At 74.0% G+C, this 14,740-nt stretch carries 8 protein-coding genes; 4 read left to right on the forward strand and 4 right to left on the reverse strand.

The window, feature by feature from the left end:
* Positions 1 to 529: 529 nt before the first annotated feature.
* Entirely contained in the window at positions 530 to 1,087 is a 558-nt protein-coding gene (locus AB0917_RS09360; protein WP_366818900.1) for a MarR family transcriptional regulator, read from the reverse strand.
* Positions 1,088 to 1,219: 132 nt separating this feature from the next.
* On the opposite strand from AB0917_RS09360, the gene AB0917_RS09365 reads away from it, so the two are divergent.
* A complete protein-coding gene (locus tag AB0917_RS09365; protein ID WP_366818947.1) occupies positions 1,220 to 2,569 on the forward strand; it encodes an MFS transporter in 1,350 nt (449 codons plus the stop codon).
* 240 nt (positions 2,570 to 2,809) lie between these two features.
* Here AB0917_RS09365 and AB0917_RS09370 read toward each other — a convergent pair whose 3' ends face one another.
* Positions 2,810 to 4,609: an ATP-binding SpoIIE family protein phosphatase gene (locus AB0917_RS09370; protein WP_366818901.1), complete on the reverse strand. Its 1,800-nt coding sequence runs from the start codon at positions 4,607 to 4,609 to the stop codon at positions 2,810 to 2,812.
* Between the two features lie 205 nt (positions 4,610 to 4,814).
* A complete protein-coding gene (locus AB0917_RS09375; protein ID WP_366818902.1) occupies positions 4,815 to 6,302 on the reverse strand; it encodes an NAD(P)/FAD-dependent oxidoreductase in 1,488 nt (495 codons plus the stop codon).
* A gap of 414 nt (positions 6,303 to 6,716) precedes the next feature.
* On the opposite strand from AB0917_RS09375, the gene AB0917_RS09380 reads away from it, so the two are divergent.
* Both AB0917_RS09380 and AB0917_RS09385 read left to right on the forward strand, forming a co-directional pair.
* Positions 6,717 to 7,568: a helix-turn-helix domain-containing protein gene (locus AB0917_RS09380; protein WP_366818948.1), complete on the forward strand. Its 852-nt coding sequence runs from the start codon at positions 6,717 to 6,719 to the stop codon at positions 7,566 to 7,568.
* 339 nt (positions 7,569 to 7,907) lie between these two features.
* Entirely contained in the window at positions 7,908 to 10,028 is a 2,121-nt protein-coding gene (locus tag AB0917_RS09385; protein ID WP_366818903.1) for a sigma-70 family RNA polymerase sigma factor, read from the forward strand.
* 53 nt (positions 10,029 to 10,081) lie between these two features.
* On the opposite strand, the gene AB0917_RS09390 is transcribed toward AB0917_RS09385, so the two are convergent.
* Positions 10,082 to 12,193 carry an asparagine synthase-related protein gene (locus AB0917_RS09390; protein WP_366818904.1) on the reverse strand — a complete coding sequence of 704 codons (2,112 nt, stop codon included), beginning with the start codon at positions 12,191 to 12,193 and terminating at the stop codon, positions 10,082 to 10,084.
* A gap of 869 nt (positions 12,194 to 13,062) precedes the next feature.
* Here AB0917_RS09390 and AB0917_RS09395 point away from each other — a divergent pair.
* Positions 13,063 to 14,637 (forward strand): sporulation protein, encoded by a 1,575-nt coding sequence (locus AB0917_RS09395; RefSeq protein WP_366818905.1) that lies wholly within the window; start codon positions 13,063 to 13,065, stop codon positions 14,635 to 14,637.
* Positions 14,638 to 14,740 lie beyond the last annotated feature (103 nt).

Raw genomic sequence — 14,740 nt, forward strand, 5'->3', positions numbered from 1 at the left:
TTTGGCACGCTGTTGAGTTCTCAAGGAACGGACGCTTCCTTCGGTCCCGTCTCACCGGGGCCCTCCGGGCGCTTCCCTTCGTTTTCTTCTTTCCTGCGTTTCCGACTCTATCAGACTCTTCCGTGTCCGATTCCCGGTCGAAGCGGGGCGCTTTCCAGGTTCTTCGCTTTCGCGTTTTCCCTTTCCGGCGAGTCCGACTCTATCAGATCCTTTCGGGCCTGACTCCCAGTCAGCGGGGCTTGTCTTCCCGGCCGTTGGGCCGTTCCGACGCTCAAACTCTAGCGGATTCTCCCGGCGGCTCATAATCGGGCCTTCGAAATGAATTCCGGCATGCCGAAATTCTCCCGACTGGGAGGTCGTGCTGAAGTTTGGTTGCCGCGTGTGCGGCGGGATCGGTTGTCGCAGAACCGTTCCGGCCCCGTGACAACTCGAAGAACCTTACGGATCGGGCGGGGGCGTGTCAACCCCACCCCGGGCCCGGACCTGAGCCGGGAGCCGGACCCGACTCCAAGCCCGGTTCCCGGCCCCTTCAGTCCAGGTCGGTGAGGCGGCCGCCGGCGTCCGGCTGGGCGTGCTCCACCCGGCGCAGGAGGCGGATCAGGAGCTCGCCGAGGACTCCGCGCTCCTCGCCGGAGAGGTCCTGGAGGAGGTCCTCCTCGAAGTCGGTGGCCATGCGCATCGCCTCCAGCCACTTCGCCCGGCCCTCGTCGGTCAGCTCGACGATGACGCGGACCCGGTTGTTCTCGTCGCGGTCCCGGGTGACCAGACCCTCGCCGGCCATCCGGTCGATGCGGTGGGTCATGGCGGCCGGCGTGAGGCCGAGGCGCTTCGCCAGTTCGCCAGGGCCCAGTCGATAGGGGGCTCCCGACAGGACAAGGGTCTTGAGGACCTCCCACTCGGCGTTGCTGATGCCGAGCGCGGCGACCTGTCTCCCGTACGCGACGTTCATCCGGCGGTTCAGGCGGCCCAGTGCGGAGACGACCTGTTCGACCTGGGGGTCGAGGTCGCGGAACTCGCGCTGGTAGGCGGCGATCTGTTCGTCGAGGCTCGGCTCGTGGGGGCCGGGCTCCTCGGTGCTCTCAGACATGGCGGGCAGTATGGCACGCCCCCAGCACCCTTGAAGTCCTTCAACCTGTAGTTTTCACCTTCTAACTTTAGTGCTAAAGTCTTCGAGTCTGATTTCTACGAGATCTTGAGGTAGGTGAGTGTGACCAGGGAGATGGGCGCAGCACTGCGGCGGATCCAGCTGGGCAGCGCGCTGAGCGCGTTCGGGCTCGGGTTCACCGTTCCGTATCTGTACGTCTACGTGGCGCAGGTGCGGGATCTGGGCGCCGGTACGGCGGGAGTCGTGCTGGCGGTCTTCGCGATGGCAGCGCTGGCCGTCCTGCCGTTCACCGGGCGGGCCATCGACCGGCGGGGCCCGCTGCCCGTGCTGGTGGTGGCCGCCGGCCTCGCCGCCGTGGGCGCCGCGGCCCTGGGGTACGCGAGCAGCGTGCCGGCCGCCGTGCTGTCGGCCGCGGTCCTCGGTGCGGGCACCGCCGTGATGCAGCCGGCCCTGGCCACGATGCTCGTCCGGTGCTCCGACGCCGCCACCCGTACGCGCGCCTTCGCCATGCAGTTCTTCTTGCAGAACCTGGGCCTCGGGCTCGGTGGCCTGGTCGGCGGGCAGATCGTGGACGTGAGCCGTCCGGCGAGCTTCACCCTGCTGTTCCTGATCGAGGCCGTGATGTTCGTGGTCCTCGGTGCCGTCGCGGTGAGCGTGCGGATGCCTCGTACGGCTCCGCTCGGGGACGCCCTGACGAAGGACGGTTCCGCCGCGCAGGGCGGCGGGATGCGGGCGCTGCTCTCGCACCGGGCCATGGTCCAGCTCTGCGTGCTGGGGTTCGTGCTCTTCTTCGCCTGCTACGGGCAGTTCGAGTCCGGCCTCGCCGCGTACGGCACCGAGGCCGCCGGGATCCAGCCCTCGACGCTCGGCTTCGCGCTGGCCGCCAACACCGCCGTCATCGTCATCGCCCAGTTCGTCGTGTTGCGGCTCGTCGAGCGCCGGCGGCGCTCCCGGGTCATCGCGGCGGTCGGCCTCATCTGGGCCTTCGCCTGGATCGTGGCAGGGTACGCGGGGCTCGGTCACGGCAGCCAGGCCATGGCGACGGCCGCGTTCATCTCGACGTACGCGCTGTTCGGGCTGGGCGAGGCGATGCTGTCGCCGACCGTGGCCCCGCTGGTCGCCGATCTGGCGCCGGAGTCGATGGTCGGGCAGTACAACTCGGCGTTCGCCCTGTGCAAGCAGCTCGCGCTCGCGGTCGGCCCCGCTGTCGGCGGGCCGATGGGGGCGGCGCTGCACGGCCCGTACATCGTGACGTTCGTGCTGTTCTCGCTGGGCATCACGGTGCTCGCGCTGCGGCTGGGGCGCCGGCTCACCCCCGTACAGGATCAGCCGTCGCTGGCCAACGTTCCCTCGCGGGTGGTGGCGGTGTCGCTGCCCGAGGGCGGGGAGAGCGCTGCGGAGGCGGCCGACCGGGCCGTGTCGGTCACCGCGCCGGCCGCCGCGGCCGCCACTGCCGGTCGCTGAGCCCGGCTCCGGCTCCCGGCTCCCGGCTCCCGGCTCCCGGCTCCCGGCTCCCGGCTCCCGGCTCCCGGTCAGAGACTCGCAGGGCCTTGGCCCCGCGGAGCCAAGCCACTGGGCCCGGGGCCCGGACCTGCGGAGCAACTGGGCCCGGGACCCGGATCCGCGGAATCACAGGGCCCGGAGCCCGGGTCCCGCCGAGTCACAGGGCCCCGAGCCCGCGCAGTCACAGAGCCCTGCTCCGCGTCAGCGGGGCAGGGCGAACTCGCACCAGACCGCCTTGCCGCCGCCCGGGGTGCGGCGGCTGCCCCAGGAGGTGGCGATCGACGCGATGATCTCGATACCGCGTCCCGCCTCGTCCGCCGGTTCGGCCTGGCGGCGGCGCGGCAGGTGGTCGTCGCCGTCGGTCACCTCGATGATCAGCCGCCGGTCCGTGCGGCGCAGCCCCAGGCGCATCGGCGGGGTGCCGTGCTGGAGCGAGTTGGCGACCAGCTCGCTGGCGGCGAGGACGCCGAGGTCGCGGAGCTCGTCGGGGAAGCGCCAGGAGGTCAGGACCCCGGTGGCGAAGGCGCGGGCGCGCGGGGTGGCCTCCATGCCTCCGAGGAGGTCGAGCGCCGCGTTGTGGAACAGCTCGGCGTTCGTCCCCGTACGGGCGGGGTGCTGGACCACCAGGACCGCCACGTCGTCGTCGTGCTCGGCGGTCACCCCCAGCGAGCGGATCAGCCGGTCGCAGACCACCTGCGGCGACCCCTTGGCGCCGGAGAGCGCGCGGGCGAGGGAGGCGACGCCCTCGTCGATGTCCTCGCTGCGCCGCTCGACCAGACCGTCGGTGTAGAGGACCGCGGTGGAACCGGGCGGTAGCGCGATCGTGCCCGAGGTGTGGATCCAGCCGCCGGTGCCGAGGGGTGGCCCCGTGGGGTCGGCGGCGCGGTCGACCGTGCCGTCCTCGTCGCGGACGAGGATCGGGAGGTGGCCGGCGGAGGCGTAGACGAGCTGTCCCTCGTTCGGGTCATGGACGGCGTAAACGCAGGTGGCGATCTGGCTGGCGTCGATCTCGGAGGCGAGGCCGTCGAGCAACTGGATCACCTCGTGCGGCGGGAGGTCGAGCCGGGCGTAGGCGCGGACCGCGGTACGGAGCTGGCCCATCACGGCGGCGGCCCGGACCCCGCGGCCCATGACGTCGCCGATCACCAGGGCGGTGCGGCCGGCGCCGAGGGTGATCACGTCGTACCAGTCGCCGCCGACGGCCGCGTCGGTGCCGCCGGGCTGGTAGGTGGCGGCGATCCGGAGGTCGTCGGGCTGCTCCAGCTCCTGCGGGAGCAGGGAGCGCTGGAGGGTGACGGCCGTTTCGCGGTGGCGGCGCTCGCTGGTGCGCAGGCGTTCGGCGGCTTCGGCGTGGTCGGTGACATCGGCCGCGTAGACGAGGACGCCGCCCTCTCCTCCTCTGCCGTCTCCCTTGTTCTCCTTGGTTCCTCTGCCGACCCTGCCGACCCTGCCGACCCTGCCGCTCTTGTCGGCCTTGTTGCTCGTGCCGCCCTCGGCCTCCGCAGCCTCCGCGCTGTTCCAGGCGGCGACCGGGGTGCAGGTCACCGTGTACGAACCGCCCTCGGCGGTCCTGCGGGACTTGACCGTACGGGCGGTGCCGCTGCGCAGGACCTGGTCCAGCAGGGGCAGCACGCTCAGCTCGGCGAGCTCGGGCAGGGCCTCGGCGGCGGGTACGCCGCAGGCGCGGGGGCCGAAGGCGGTCTCGTACGCCTCGTTGACGTACGCGACGCGGTGGTCCGGGCCGTGCAGCAGGGCGACGGCGACGGGGAGCCGGCCGAGGATCTCGCGGGCCGAGAGGTCGTCCAGGCCGGGGGCGGGGACGGCCGGAGCGGGGGCGGGGGTGGTTTCGGGTGGTACCGGAAGCGCGCCGTCCGGCAGGGTGGCCGCGGTCTGCGCCTGGGCGTACTCGGCGCGGGCCGCGGGCACGGGACTGCGGTCGTCCCGCGCGGCGGCTCGACGCTGCGTTCCGGGAAGGCGGGCGCTCCAACGCGTGAAGTTCACGGAATTTCTGGCCTCGTGTGTCGGTTCGGTGCGTCGCTGCTGGTCACTGTTGGTCACTGCCGGCCGGGTCACTCTGTGCAGGTGTGGGCCCACCTATGGTCACACGTCCAGTGTGACCGACCGTACTGACAGTTGCCGTCCGGTCGCTGTCCGGACGGGGTCCGAACGGTGTACGTCGGCGCCGAGGCGGTGGTCGGGCCGCCGGTCAGCGGGGGGTCTGCGGCGGCAGCCCGCCCGGCGGATCCTCCGGCCTCTCGTCGGCGCCGGGGCGTGGCGGAGTGCCGTCGGGGCGTGGCAGGGTGCCGGGGCGTTGCGGAGCCACCGAGCCACCACCGGCCGCGAGGGCGAACTCGGCCCGCGGGTGTTCGAGCGAGCCGAGGGAGACGATCTCCCGTTTGAAGAGTCCGGCCAGGGTCCATTCGGCAAGGACGCGCGCCTTCCGGTTGAACGTGGGCACCCGGCTGAGGTGGTACGTACGGTGCATCAGCCAGGCGGGGTAACCCTTGAGCTTGCGACCGTAGACGTGGGCGACGCCTTTGTGCAGGCCCAGGGAGGCGACCGATCCCGCGTACGTGTGCCGGTACTCCTTCAGGGGGCGCCCCGCGACCGTCGCGAGGACGTTGTCGGCGAGGACCCTCGCCTGGCGGACGGCGTGCTGGGCGTTGGGCGCGGTCTCCTTGCCCGGTTCGGCGGCGGTGAGGTCGGGGACGGCGGCGGCGTCGCCCGCGGCCCAGGCGTGCGGCATGCCCTCGACGCCGAGGGTGGCGGTGCAGCGGAGCCGGCCGCGCCCGGTGAGGGGCAGGTCGGTGTCGGCGAGGAGCGGCGCCGGCTTCACGCCCGCGGTCCACACGAGCGTGCGGGTGGGCAGGCGGGAACCGTCGCTCAGGACGGCGACGCGGTTCTCGCAGGTCTCCAGGCGTGTGTCGAGGCGTACGTCGACGCCGCGGCCGCGCAGCTCTCCGACGGCGTACCGGCCCATGGCCTCACCGACCTCGGGGAGGATGCGGTCGGAGGCCTCGACCAGGACCCATCTCAGGTCCGTGGGCTTGATGTTGTGGTGGTACCGCGCGGTGTAGCGGGCCATGTCCTCCAGCTCGGCGAGCGCCTCCACCCCCGCGTAACCGCCGCCGACGAAGACGAAGGTGAGTGCGGCGTCACGGATCTCGGGGTCGCGGGTGGCGGACGCGATGTCCATCTGTTCGATGACGTGGTTGCGCAGCCCGATGGCTTCCTCGACGGTCTTGAACCCGATGCCGAAGTCGGCGAGGCCGGGCACGGGGAGGGTGCGCGACACGGAGCCGGGGGCGATGACGATCTCGTCGTACCCGATCTCCAGGGCGCCGGTGCCGTCCTGTGCCGTGGCCAGGGTGGTGACGGTCGCCGTGCGCTTGGCGTGGTCGATGCGTTCGGCCCGGCCGATGACGATCGTGCAGCGGTTCAGGACGCGGCGCAGCGGCACGACCACGTGGCGCGGCGAGATCGAGCCGGCGGCCGCTTCGGGGAGGAAGGGCTGGTACGTCATGTACGGCTCGGGCGTGACGACCACGATCTCGGCGTCCCCGCTCCTGAGTCTCCGCTTCAACTTCCGCTGGAGACGCAGCGCTGTGTACATCCCGACGTAGCCGCCGCCGACGACGAGAATGCGCACACCTGGCCGGGTGCCGGGGGTCGTCCCCCGGGAATCTGGAGCCATCACCACCCCATGACGCAACGGAGTCGGTGGTTTGTCCACAGGCCCGGCAAATTGTGTGACCGGACGGTCCTGCGGGGCGGTCCCGTCCGGCAGGCCGGACGAGGGGGAAGCCATGCAGGTCAGGTGCTGTGCGGGGGACGAGCGGGCGGGGGCGGGCAGGGGATCGGCGCGCTCCTGCTCCGATCGGGGGGCTCACCATGCGGAACTACCCCCTTCTGAATTGACGCAGGCTCAACTATGTTCGTAACCCGTTGGGAGTCGGGTGCGGATTTCGTTGTGCTCACTCACCGACTGACACGGCGGGGAAGTCTCCGGGGGGAGACGCCATAACCGGGGGAAGTTATGCAGATTCAGGATTCACAGGGGCAGTCCACGCGCTCGCACACGTCCATGGACCACGGACGTCTGGGCTCCGTGGGAGCGCTCGGTCTCATGAGCTCGGCCGACGCGGTGCGCTCCGCGGCCGCGGTGAGCGCGGCGGCGATCGGAGCGGCCGCGACGGTATCGGCTCCGGCCGGTCCCGCTGCGAGCGGGCCGGCGCCCACTCCACCCGCGAGCGCTCCGCGTTCGGCTCCGCTGCGCGTCGACGCGCAGCGCAATCTGGAGCATGTGCTGCGGGCCGCGCGCGAGGTGTTCGGGGAGCTGGGGTACGGCGCCCCGATGGAGGACGTGGCACGCCGCGCCCGGGTCGGGGTCGGCACCGTCTACCGGCGGTTCCCCAGCAAGGACGTGCTGGTGCGGCGGATAGCCGAGGAGGAGACCTCCCGGCTGACCGAGCAGGCGCGTGCGGCTCTGGGGCAGGAGGAGGAGCCCTGGTCGGCGCTCTCCCGCTTCCTGCGGACGTCGGTGGCGTCGGGGGCGGGCAGGCTGCTGCCGCCGCAGGTGCTGCGGGTCGGGGTGGACGCGGAGGAGCCGGTTGCGGGTGAGGCGGGGGACGAGGCCCGTGTTCCGCAGCAGCGGCAGGGCGTGCCCCAGGCCGACTTCCGTGTCATCGGCCGGCGCACCGGGAGCGTGGACGGGAGCGGGGACGGGCTCGACGACCTCGGTGAGGATTCGGGCGCGGCCGAGCTGCTGGAGGTCGTGGGCCGGCTGGTGGACCGGGCGAGGGAGTCGGGTGAGCTGCGCGGGGATGTGACGGTGGCCGATGTGCTGCTGGTCATCGCCACGGCCGCCCCGTCGCTGCCGGACGCCGCCCAGCAGGCGGCGGCTTCGGCCCGGCTGCTGGACATCCTGCTGGAGGGACTGCGGTCCCGGCCCGCGGTCTGACGCTCTGTCGTCCTACCGCTCTGCCGTCCTACGCCGTTCTGCTGTCCTGCGCTGTTCTGCCGTCCTGCGCCGTTCCGCCGCTCCGGTGGACTGATGCCCTGCCGCTCCGGTGGACTGGCCCTCTGCCGGCCTGCCGCTGCCTGACGACCTGATGGCCTGTCTCATGTAGCGGTAGGAGAAACGGCGGGGAATCATTCCTCGAAAGGGGGAGGCTCTAGCACGCGCATTCGGAGAACACCCCGGATGAGTGGTTGGCAGGAGTGAGGGCCCATCGCGATTGAGCCATGTGGCACTCTTGGCCGGTATTCGGGTCCAAGGGTGTATACGGGGGCTTCCGCGATGGGCGGTAACGAGCAGCAGGAAGAGCCGCTCGGCGAGATCGCTGCGGCGGGCGGGGGCACGAAGGCCGACGGGACGCCGTCCGGGCAGGTGCCGGCCCAGGCAGGGCGTGGGCCGGCGGACGGTTCGGACGGTGGGGCCGAGGGCGGCACCGTACTGCCCGGTCCGTGGCCGGCCTTCGCCGAGGACGACGCCTCCGGTGGGGACGCACCCGGCGGAGGCGCGCCCGGCGGGCTCGGCGCGTACGCGGTGCCGTCCCAGCGTGAGGGCCGCGGCGGTCACCCCGACGCCGGGCAGTCCGACGCGGGACTGTCCGACGCCCAGCTGATCGAGGGCATGCGCAACGGGGACAACCTCGCCTACGAGGAGCTGTTCCGGCGCCACTCGGGCGCGGTTCGCCGGTATGCCCGCAGCTGCTGCCGGGACGGGCACACCGCCGACGACCTGACCGCCGAGGTGTTCGCGCGCACCCTCCAGGCCGTACGGGGCGGGAAGGGGCCGCAGGAGGCCGTCCGGGCCTACCTGATGACCGCCGTCCGCCATGTCGCCGCCGCCTGGACGAAGAGCGCCAGGCGGGAGCAACTCGTCGACGACTTCGCGGTGTTCGCCGCGCAGGCCTCCCGCACCTCGGAGCTCGCCGACGACGGCACCCTCGACCTGGGCGCCGATGTGCTGGCGATGCACGAGGCCGAGCAGTCGATGGCGATGGAGGCGTTCCGGAGCCTGCCGGAGCGCTGGCAGGCCGTGCTCTGGCACACCACGGTGGAGGAGGAGTCGCCCAGCGAGATCGCCCCGCTGTTCGGCCTGACCGCCAACGCCACCGCCGTACTGGCCAGTCGGGCCCGCGAAGGGCTCAAGCAGGCGTATCTCCAGGCCCATGTGAGCCAGGCGCTCACGTCCGGGGGCGACTGCGCGCGGTACGCCGACCGGCTCGGCGCCTATGCCCGGGGCGGGCTGCGGATACGGGCCGAGCGCGGGCTGCGCAAGCACCTCGACACGTGCGCGAAGTGCCGGGTGGCCGCGGGTGAGCTGGAGCATGTGAACGCCGGGATTCCGGCGCTGCTGCCGATCGCGGTCATCGGCTGGTTCGCCGCCGGGTACTCGCTCAAGGCCGCGGGCGTCGTGGCCGGCGGTGCCGTCGGCGCCGCCGGGGCGGGGGCCGCCGCCGCTGCCACCGGCCAGATCGCCGCCTCGGGTGGAGCCGCCACCGGATCGGGGTCCGCCGCGGGCTCCTCCGGGGGCGCCGCCGCCGCGGAAGGGCTCGGCGCGCCCGCCAAGGCCGGGATCGCGGCGGCCGTCGCCGTGGCCGCCGCCGCCGGTCTGGTGTGGGCGCTCGTCGGTGACGACCAGCCGGAGCCCAGGCCCGTCGCGAAGCCCCCGGTGGTGGCGCCCGCGATCCCGGCGCCGAAGCCGCCCGCGCCGAAGCCCGAGCCGGAGCCTCCGGTCGCGCCCGCCCCCGTACCCGTACCGCCCGCCTCACCCGCCCCGGAGCTCGCCCCGGAGCCGGAGCCGACGCCCCCCGAGGCGGAGCCGGCGCCGCCGCAGAGCCCCGCGCCCACGCGCTCCCCCGCGCCGCCGAGCCCCGCGCCCACGCCGTCCCCCGCGCCGCCGGAGCCCGCGCCGAGCCCGGAGCCCCCGCCGCCCGCGCCGAGCCCTGAGCCGCCGCCCCCGCCGCCGCCCGCCCCGACCGTCTACCAGGTCAGCGAGCTCGCGTACTCCCTGCTCGGCGACCACACCGAGCCGGAGGTGGTGGCGGGGCGGAGCAGCTGGGTCTGGCAGCGTACGAACCTGTCGATCGCCCAGACGCGGTACGCGCACGGGGTGACCGTGCACGCCCGGTCCTCCGTCACCATCCGGCTCAACCGCCCGTGCACCCGCTACGAGGCGATGGTCGGCGTGGACGACCTGACGATGGGGCTCGGAGCGGTGCGCTTCTCCGTGTTCGGCGGGGACAGGACGCGGTTGTGGCGCTCCCCCGTGATGGAGGGCGGGGCTCCCGCCGTGCCGGTCGGCGTCGACATCGGCGGTCAGGAGTCGATCCGGCTCGTGGTGGAGCCCGAGGGACCGTGGGGCACGGTGGCCCTGGCCGACTGGGCGGAGTCCCGGATCAGCTGTACCTGAGCCAGCTCGGGAGAGAGCGCCCTCCCGTCAGGGCTGGAGAGGGAACCCTCCCGTCAGGGCTGGAGTGTGCGCCGGGAGGGGACCACTCCGCCCGCCACCGCGCGCTGGCGCGGCGCCGCCGTCCCCGTCCAGCAGGTGCCCCGGCGGGCCAGCAGGCGGCGCAGCCACAGCTCGGTGGAGGCCAGCTCCGCCAGGCCGTCCAGCGGGAGCGGCTCGCCCTCGGAGGCCGCGCGCAGGGCCTTGCGGACCACCCGCGCCTCGACCAGGCCCGCGTCGGCGAGGAGCGGGGCGTCGAACAGGGCCATCAGGTCGGGCAGCGCGGTGCGCAGCCCGGTGCGGGTGACGGCGGTGGAGGTGGCCTGGGACGGGGCGCCCCAGCCGGGCGGCAGGTCGTGGATGCCCGCCCCGCCCAGCACCCGGCGCAGGATCGCGGCGCGGGCGCCCGGCTGGACCCGGAGCGACTCGGGCAGCGCACGGGCCGCCCGGACCACCTGGTTGTCCAGGAACGGGGCGTGCAGGCGCTGGCTGCGGATCTCGGCGGCCTGCTCCAGGATGCGGTGGTCGGCGGCGCTGCGGGCGAGGGCGGCGCGGGCGCGGGCCTCGCCGGGGCGCTGCACGGAGGTGGGCCGGATCGCCGCCTCCTGGAGGCGAACCGATACTTCGGCCAGCGCCTCGCCCGTCAGCCAGCGCGCCGCGGGCCCCGGACGCGACCAGGCGAGGGCGGCCAGCGAGGCGTCGGCGGGGGTGGCGAGGTCGGGGGCGTACCGGTTGGCGTCGGGCAGGAGTGCGGCGGCGGTCTCCAGGCCGGTGCGGTACGACGTACGGGCCAGGCGGCGGGCGGCGCGGTAGAGCGTCAGCGGGACGAACAGGGAGTGCGCCGTGGGGCCTTCGGCCTTGGTGAGGGCGGCGACGGGGCGCAGGAGGTGGCGCCTGCGCCGGTCCATCAGGAGGTCGGCGAGGCGGGCCGGGTGGGCGTCCAGGACCTGCCGGGCGCCGTGCCCCACCAGGTGGTCGGCGCTGCCCGCGGCGAGGCGGCGGCGGTGGCGTTCGGCGACGACGAGGGAGGGGCCCGGTTCGTCGGTGAGCGCGCCCGCCCCCAACGACGCGTACGGGAGGGCCTCTTCGCCGGCCGCGACCACCACGTGGTGCAGGCGCGGGTTGGCGGCGATGGCGCGGGCGCGCTCCAGCTCGTCCTCGTGGCCGCGGGTGGTGAGGTCGTTGAAGGTGACGGCGAGCAGCCGCTCCCCCGCCCCGGTGCCGTGGCCCAGGAGGGTGCCGGGCAGTCCGGGCAGCCCGGAGGCGAGCAGCGCGAGGGTGGCGGAGGCGCTGCCGCCGGAGAGGTCGGCGCCGATTCCGGCCACGGGGGCGCCCCGGGCCGCGCGGCGGTCGGCGGGCCCCATGCCGGGGACGGGCCCCGGGTCCGGCGGCAGGGTCTCGGGGGCGTGGCGGGGCGCGGTGAGCCGGGCGCGTACGGCTTCGACGAGCGCGTCCCGTACGCCCTCCACCGCGTGCACCGGGTCGGCCTGGGGCGCGGCGACGGCGAGGGAGGCGACGGCCTCGTACCCGGTGATCTCCCGGGAGCCCTCCCGCAGGATGAGCGCGTGGCCCGGCGGGACCCGCTTCACCCCGGCGTACGGGGTGCCGTCGCCGAGCGCCTCGGGCGTCTCCGGGCAGGCGAGCAGGGCGGCGAGGTGGCCGATGTCGAGCTGGGCCTCGATGAGGTCGGCGAGCGGCAGGGCGGCGGTGGCGTAGGCGGTGCCGTTGGCCCAGGGGGTGTGGAAGACGGGCCGGGCGCCCGCCAGGTCGCCGGCGACGGTGATGCGGCGGCCGATCTGGACGACGGCGGTGTAGCTGCCCGGCCAGGCGGTGAGGTGGCGCATCGCTCCGCCGCGCGCGGAGAGCAGCCCGACGCGCAGCTGCTCGTCGGTGGCCCCGCAGCAGCCGAGGACGGCGAGGCGGGCGGTGGGGGCGCCTTCGGGGGTCGCGACGCCGATGACCCGGATCTCGTCGGGGCGCCAGTCGCCGACCGCCCACAGCGGATCGGGGTCGCCCCACAGGAGTTGGGAGCCCACGGGGTGGACCGTGCGCCCCTCACCGCCGTTGCCGACCGCCCCGACGGTGCCGAAGCTCGCGGCGATACTGCTCCATCCCACCAACCAACGCATCGCCGCCTCCACAGGCTGTGGACAAGCGGCGCACTGTACCGAGCCGAATCGCCGCTGCGGGACATGCTGCCACGACGGGGCCGCAGGAGAGGGTGTACGGGCAGCGCACGCCGGATGAGCATGCGCCCCTGGCATGAGCCGGGCACCGTACCCGCCGTCGCCTTCACCTCACCACCGGCAACGGAAGTGCTGATTCCGGGAGTTAACGGCAGAAGCGCGGTCGTGGGCCGCGCGGCGGCCCGTCCCGGGCGGGAGAGCGGTAGGGGCGGGTAGCGCCCCGGGAGAGCGGTCGATATCCGGCCATAGTCGGACCGTTGGCCAGACCATCACCGGACAGTCGATATTCAGCCATTCTTATGAGGCTCCGCCGCCCGCGCACACCTGTCCGCGTCCCCGCGGCGGACCCTTCCACGCACAGTCCGGGAGGTGGGCCTCACCTCCCGGACCGGTCCGCCGCCCGCGGGGAATGGAGCGGCGGTATCCCCCAGCCCACTGAGTCCAGTGCAGTGAGCCGACCCACGCGGTACTCAGCCAAGCCCCTCCCGCACGCGCCGGGCCAGAGCGCACGGCCGGGCGCACGGCCACACACCAGGAGCACGCCCCGCCCCGGTACGCGCACCCCCGGAGCGCGGTCCCGGCCGCCCGCACGGACAACAATCCCGCCATAGGGACGTTGGCCCCTTAACGGTAGGGATGGGGAGAACTACGCTGTGTTTACTGGTGTTCTCAGCAGAGGGGCATATTCCTCGGGGCTCGGCCACGTGCGTGTGCAGGCGGAGTACGAGGGTTCGAACCTGGGGAGCATCGGTACGAATGCCGCGCGCCGTCCTCGGTGACGCGGCGGCTGTCTGTGTGTCGAGGGGTGGCGCATGTCCAGGGAGCAACGCGGGCCGAACGAGAAGCTCGGCACGGTTCTCGCCCTCGCGGGAATCAGTAACGCCGGGCTCGCCCGGCGGGTCAACGACCTCGGAGCACAGCGCGGGCTGACACTTCGCTACGACAAGACCTCGGTGGCCCGGTGGGTCGCCAAGGGGATGGTGCCGCAGGGCGCGGCGCCCCATCTGATCGCGGCGGCGATCGGGGCCAAGCTCGGCCGGCCGGTCCCGCTGCACGAGATCGGTCTCGCCGACGCGGACCCCGCGCCGGAGGTCGGCCTCGCCTTCCCCCGGGACGTGGGGGAGGCGGTCAGGTCGGCGACCGAGCTGTACCGGCTGGATCTGGCCGGGCGCAGGGGCGGCGGCGGGATCTGGCAGTCGCTGGCCGGTTCGTTCGCGGTGAGCGCCTACGCGACCCCCGCGTCCCGCTGGCTGATAACCCCCGCCGATCCGTCGGTCGCCCGCGACCCGACGGCGGCACAGGCGGCGATCCTCGGCGCCCGCCAGGGCTCCCCCGGCGCGCCCGGTCCCCGCGGACCGCAGGGCGCACCGGACGGCCGCGGCGCACACATCCCGCACACACCCGGGGGCACGCCGAGCACCTCCGTGCCCGTGCAGCCCGGCCCGGAGTCCGTCGCGGACGCCTCGCCGCTGCGGGTGGGGCACAGCGATGTGATGAAGCTGCGCGAGGCGGCCCAGGACGCCCGGCGCTGGGACTCCAAGTACGGCGGCGGCGACTGGCGTTCCTCCATGGTCCCCGAGTGCTTACGCGTCGACGCGGCACCCCTGCTGCTGGGCTCGTACACCGACGAGGTGGGCCGGGCCCTGTTCGGCGCGTCCGCCGAGCTGACCCGGCTCGCGGGCTGGATGGCGTTCGACACCGGCCAGCAGGAGGCCGCCCAGCGCTACTACATCCAGGCCCTGCGCCTGGCCCGCGCCGCCGCCGACGTACCGCTCGGCGGCTATGTCCTCGCCTCGATGTCCCTCCAGGCGACCTACCGCGGCTTCGCCGACGAGGGCGTCGACCTCGCCCAGGCCGCCGTGGAGCGCAACCGGGGCCTGGCCACCGCCCGCACCATGAGCTTCTTCCGGCTGGTGGAGGCCCGCGCCCATGCGAAGGCCGGCGACGCACCGGCCGCGGGGGCCGCGCTCAAGGGCGCCGAGAGCTGGCTGGAGCGGTCCCGGTCGGGCGACGCCGACCCGCCCTGGCTCGGCTTCTACAGCTACGACCGGTTCGCCGCGGACGCCGCCGAGTGCTACCGCGACCTCAAGGCGCCCCGGCAGGTGAGGCGCTTCACCGAGCAGGCGCTCTCCCGGCCGACCGACGAGTTCGTCCGCAGCCACGGACTGCGGCTCGTCGTCTCCGCCGTCGCCGAGCTGGAGTCGGGGAACCTGGACGCGGCCTGCGCGGCCGGCACCCGGGCGGTGGAGGTGGCCGGGCGGATCTCCTCGGCGCGCACCACGGAGTACGTACGCGACCTGCTCCACCGGCTCGAACCGTACGGGGACGAGCCGCGCGTCGCCGAGCTGCGGGAGCGGGCCCGCCCGCTGCTGGTGACCCAGGTCTGACCTGGCGGCCACGGCCCGAGCGGTGCCGGTCCGGGTGTGCGCCACGCCCCGGCCGGATCGGGTTTGAGCCCGTTGTCAGTGGGTCAGTGCACTATCGGGGTGG

This window comes from Streptomyces sp. NPDC007346 (assembly GCF_040703535.1).
Classification (GTDB): domain Bacteria; phylum Actinomycetota; class Actinomycetes; order Streptomycetales; family Streptomycetaceae; genus Streptomyces.

Coding starts and splice junctions, on each gene's coding strand:
- AB0917_RS09360 (WP_366818900.1), bottom strand. CDS start 1,087: ATGTCTGAGAGCACCGAGGAGCCCGGCCCCCACGAGCCGAGCCTCGAC.
- AB0917_RS09365 (WP_366818947.1), top strand. CDS start 1,220: ATGGGCGCAGCACTGCGGCGGATCCAGCTGGGCAGCGCGCTGAGCGCG.
- AB0917_RS09375 (WP_366818902.1), bottom strand. CDS start 6,302: ATGGCTCCAGATTCCCGGGGGACGACCCCCGGCACCCGGCCAGGTGTG.
- AB0917_RS09385 (WP_366818903.1), top strand. CDS start 7,908: ATGGGCGGTAACGAGCAGCAGGAAGAGCCGCTCGGCGAGATCGCTGCG.
- AB0917_RS09390 (WP_366818904.1), bottom strand. CDS start 12,193: ATGCGTTGGTTGGTGGGATGGAGCAGTATCGCCGCGAGCTTCGGCACC.
- AB0917_RS09395 (WP_366818905.1), top strand. CDS start 13,063: ATGTCCAGGGAGCAACGCGGGCCGAACGAGAAGCTCGGCACGGTTCTC.